Source organism: Kineococcus sp. G2, from assembly GCF_037154035.1.
Lineage (GTDB): Bacteria > Actinomycetota > Actinomycetes > Actinomycetales > Kineococcaceae > Kineococcus.
Genome location: NZ_JBBBEM010000146.1, coordinates 1 through 3,538, shown reverse-complemented (window position 1 = coordinate 3,538; position 3,538 = coordinate 1). Strand labels below are relative to the sequence as shown.

The window sequence follows — 3,538 nt, the reverse complement described above, 5'->3', positions numbered from 1 at the left end:
CAGACCGGAGACTGGCCCCCGATCACCCACATATCAAGCAGGACCGCGCGATGTCTGCGCGGGATGACCGTGAAGTCGCGTACCGCCGTCCGCGACGGGTTGGCCCTACCCGGCTGGTCGGCGAGACGACGGGCCGCCCACCTCGCAGGGTCACTGCTGGGCGCGCCGGCGCCGCCGGTGACCGGCGGCGAGGGGAGCGGCCACCCGGAGCAGCAGCAGGCCCACACCCCACCAGAGGGCGGCAACATCGCGCACAGCATCGACCTGACTGGCTGCGACGGCCACCACGACGAAGACGAGCACCGCGCTCAACGGGGCGCCGTCCCACGTCGCCGGTCGTGCGCGCACCGTGTCCTGCCTGCGGTGTGGCCGGCGTTCCGGGTGCCCGGCACAGTGAGCCTTCGTCAGTAGCGACCAACCACTACTGACAAAGGCTCAATGAGGCCGGTTACTAGCTAGTCGGCTCATAAACTCTCATGTCAAACACCAGGCGACTACTATTCATTTCTGTTATGACGCCCGAAGCGTACCTACCTTCCGAAGTGTAGAAGCAGTACACTCGGCCGACCTCAGCTGATGTGATTGATACAAATCCAGTTACATATGTGGTGTTCGTGCGGCATTGCTCATAAGTCGCCTGCTCGGTATAGCCCTGCGGGGCAATCTTTGCATTACGGCCAATTTGGAGCCGGGAGGTCTCGTCAGGAGCGTAATTCTGGAGGTCGCCCTTCTCGTTTCCCACTGAATCGCTATTCCGGCCCCACTGTGGATCGCGCGCGTCGTCCAAGTCAGTCCAGTCGGTCACGCCGCTCACGAAAGCCAGCTGACCTTCGCGTCTGACAACAACTTGATCGCCATCGGTCTGAGTGGGGGGCTTTGCGCCGGCTGCTGCCAGAGCGTTATTCAATTGGTCAATCCGATCCTCGGCCGCGCCAAGCTGAGCTTGTAGTCCGTCGCGTTCGGCCCCCAGATCTTTAACGTTTTGGGATAGGGCATCCACCTGACCGCGCAGATCGGTGGCTGCAACCTGCACTTCATTTCGATCATCCGATACTTGGTTCGCAAACAACCCCAATCCCGCGGTGCCTAACCCAAAAAGAGCCGCCAGACACGTCATGACGGTGGTAGCTCGTGTCCAGCGAGAATCACTCGAGCCTGAACCGCCGGCGGGCCCACTGCCTCCACCACTACTTCCGCCGCTACTACCAGCGCCGCCGTTGCTGCTCATCGTGCTCCTGTTGCTCCGTGTGGGTCTGCAGGGCAGATGCTATGGCAGGTCGGTGAGGTCTTGGGGGAAACAGCGGGGTGTCAGTGATGAGAGGGACGGGGTTGCTCGCGTCAGGTGAGTCTCGTCGGTACGAGCGCTCACGCCGCATGGGCGGTACGCAGGAGTGCTCGGAATCGATGGGCGTCAGGCACCGCGTGCTCGCTGCTGGCTCCGACGGTGGTAAATCAACGCGATCCTAGTGAAGGTGGCGAGGCAAGCCCGCAACGGTTATCCCTGCGCGGGCGTACCGTGCCTGGTTGGAAGAGCTGCGGTCCAAGATGACAATGCTGCAAGCGTTAGGGGAGGAGATGGTGGCGGCGGGTGCTCCGCGGTTCACCCGTGACGACGTCGTGATGGGGATGAGGTACTGGTGGACGGGGCCTGGTGAGGGGTCTTGCGCGTGAACCAGAAATTGGTTCGAATGTTGCCCTCTCAATGAGCTTTTTCCATCCTGCTGACGAGCAGTGGGCCTTTGTCAGTAACGGTGTGAGTGACCGCTGCGTCCCGCAATCGAAGGCGTTGGGGCACGTAGGGCCTGGCCGGTCACGATGGTGGCGACCAAGCTCAACCGCCATGCCCGTCAGGACCCTACGTGCTCTCCTATCGTGCCAGCCTCGACGTCTCCCGCAGCCTCGCCCAGGCCGTTGCCCGGCTGCTGTTCGCCTACCGCGCCCGTATCGGCACCCGCCGCGGACGTCGAGTGCTGGGCTGCTTCGCCCAAGCGGTCCTGCTGCTGCGGTTCATGCGCCAGCGCGCCGCGGTCGCTGACCTGGCCCGCGACAACACCGTCAGCCTCTCCAGCGCCTACCGATACCTGCATGAAGCTCTCGACGTGCTCGCCGCCCAGGCACCCGAGCTGCCCGAGGTCGTCGCGGAGGCGGTCAGTGCAGGAACGGAGCACTTGCTGCTGGACGGCACCCTCATCGAGACCGACCGCGTCTACGACCGGACTGGTCAGCGGGATCGTTGGTACTCCGGAAAGCACCGCCACCACGGCGGGCTCGTCCAGGTCCTCACCGACCCCGACGGGCGGCCGTTGTGGGTCTCACCCGTCGAGCCGGGCTACACCCACGACCTGACCGCAGCGCGTATCCACGCCCTGCCGGCGCTTTATCGCGCGGCTCGTCACGGCGTCCCCACCCTGGCCGACAAGGCCTACACCGGCGCCGGGGCCGGCATCCGAGTGCCGGTCCGGCGCCCCAAGGGCGGGCAGGTTCTCGACCGCAGCACACGGGGCTGGAACTCCTACGTCAACGCCGAACGCGCCTTCGTCGAGCACGGTATCGCCCACCTCAAGACGCGCTGGCGGGCGCTACGCCGCGTCAGCCTGTGCCCGTGGCGCATCACCGCGATCGTCGCCACGGCCTCGGTCCTGAGCTGGCTGGAGAACCGCTACTGACAAAGCCTCAGTGGTGAGTACGGTGGAGCGCGTGAGCAGTTGGCCGCACGCGGTGCCCTTGCTGGTGCTGGCGCTGCTGTCGCTGTACACCGGGTGGCAGCTGCGCCCAGCGCGCATGGCTCGGCTGGGGCCCAACGCGTGGATCGGGATGCGCTCGGGGAACACCACCGCCTCAGCGGCCGCGTGGCAGGCAGGACACGCGGCGTCCTGGCCGCTGTCCCGGCTGGGATCGGGCTCCTCGCTGGTGGTCTTCCCAGTCGGTGTGCTCGGCGTCACGCTCGCGCCCGCCAGCGCGGCTGAGGTGGTCAGCAGTGCTGCCGGGATCGGCGGGACGGTGCTGCTGATGGTGTTCCTGGTGCTGGCGTACCGCCGGGCCGATCGAGCTGCGCGGTCGGTGCTGGCCGACACGGCGAAGCGCCGCTGACACCTGGCGGTACCGGGACGCGGGCCGTCGACGCCGACGCAGTGCCTACCGCTCGGTGAGCAGGGCAACGCCACGACATCGGCAGGACCGCGGAGCCCGACCGGTGACGGGTACCGGTCAGTCGGTCGGCCCGTCGGGGTGGGCGTGGGGGCGGAAGGGGTGCCCCGCCGGATCCGCGAGGACGTGCAGCGGCTCGTCGCCGCGCCGGCGACCCTAGAACCCGCCGCCGCCGGGGCGCATCCAGGCGTTGGTGCCCATGGCGCGCAGCGCCGCCGCGGAGCCGTCCACCTCCGCGTCCCGGCCCGCGCGCAGGGTGTCGTCGCGGACGGTGGGCCGCTGCCGCCCGTGCCGGCGCAGCGCCCGCACCGCCGTGGTGGTCAGGACCACGACGAACAGCGCGAGCAGTCCACCCACCAGAACCAGGTCCGCGGTCGCCACCGGTACAGCA

Annotated in this window: 5 protein-coding genes; 2 read left to right on the top strand and 3 right to left on the bottom strand. The window is 67.3% G+C overall.

Features of this window, described 5'->3' with window-relative positions; all coding sequences use genetic code 11:
• Positions 1-150 precede the first annotated feature (150 nt).
• Both V9U69_RS19170 and V9U69_RS19165 read right to left on the bottom strand, forming a co-directional pair.
• Positions 151-348 carry a hypothetical protein gene (locus tag V9U69_RS19170; protein ID WP_337063502.1) on the bottom strand — a complete coding sequence of 66 codons (198 nt, stop codon included), beginning with the start codon at positions 346-348 and terminating at the stop codon, positions 151-153.
• A 103-nt stretch (positions 349-451) separates the two neighbouring features.
• Positions 452-1,228, bottom strand: coding sequence for a hypothetical protein (locus tag V9U69_RS19165; protein ID WP_337063501.1), 777 nt, complete (start codon positions 1,226-1,228; stop codon positions 452-454).
• A 631-nt stretch (positions 1,229-1,859) separates the two neighbouring features.
• On the opposite strand from V9U69_RS19165, the gene V9U69_RS19160 reads away from it, so the two are divergent.
• Both V9U69_RS19160 and V9U69_RS19155 read left to right on the top strand, forming a co-directional pair.
• Positions 1,860-2,666, top strand: a complete 807-nt coding sequence (locus V9U69_RS19160) for a transposase family protein (RefSeq protein WP_337063500.1) — start codon at positions 1,860-1,862, stop codon at positions 2,664-2,666.
• Between the two features lie 31 nt (positions 2,667-2,697).
• Positions 2,698-3,090 (top strand): hypothetical protein, encoded by a 393-nt coding sequence (locus tag V9U69_RS19155; RefSeq protein ID WP_337063499.1) that lies wholly within the window; start codon positions 2,698-2,700, stop codon positions 3,088-3,090.
• A gap of 213 nt (positions 3,091-3,303) precedes the next feature.
• Here V9U69_RS19155 and V9U69_RS19150 read toward each other — a convergent pair.
• The coding region (locus tag V9U69_RS19150) for a hypothetical protein (protein WP_337063498.1) at positions 3,304-3,538 on the bottom strand (235 nt) is incomplete at its 5' end.

Bases quoted from the DNA above. Each gene is read 5' to 3' on its own strand.
- V9U69_RS19165 (WP_337063501.1), bottom strand. From the start codon at position 1,228: ATGAGCAGCAACGGCGGCGCTGGTAGTAGCGGCGGAAGTAGTGGTGGA.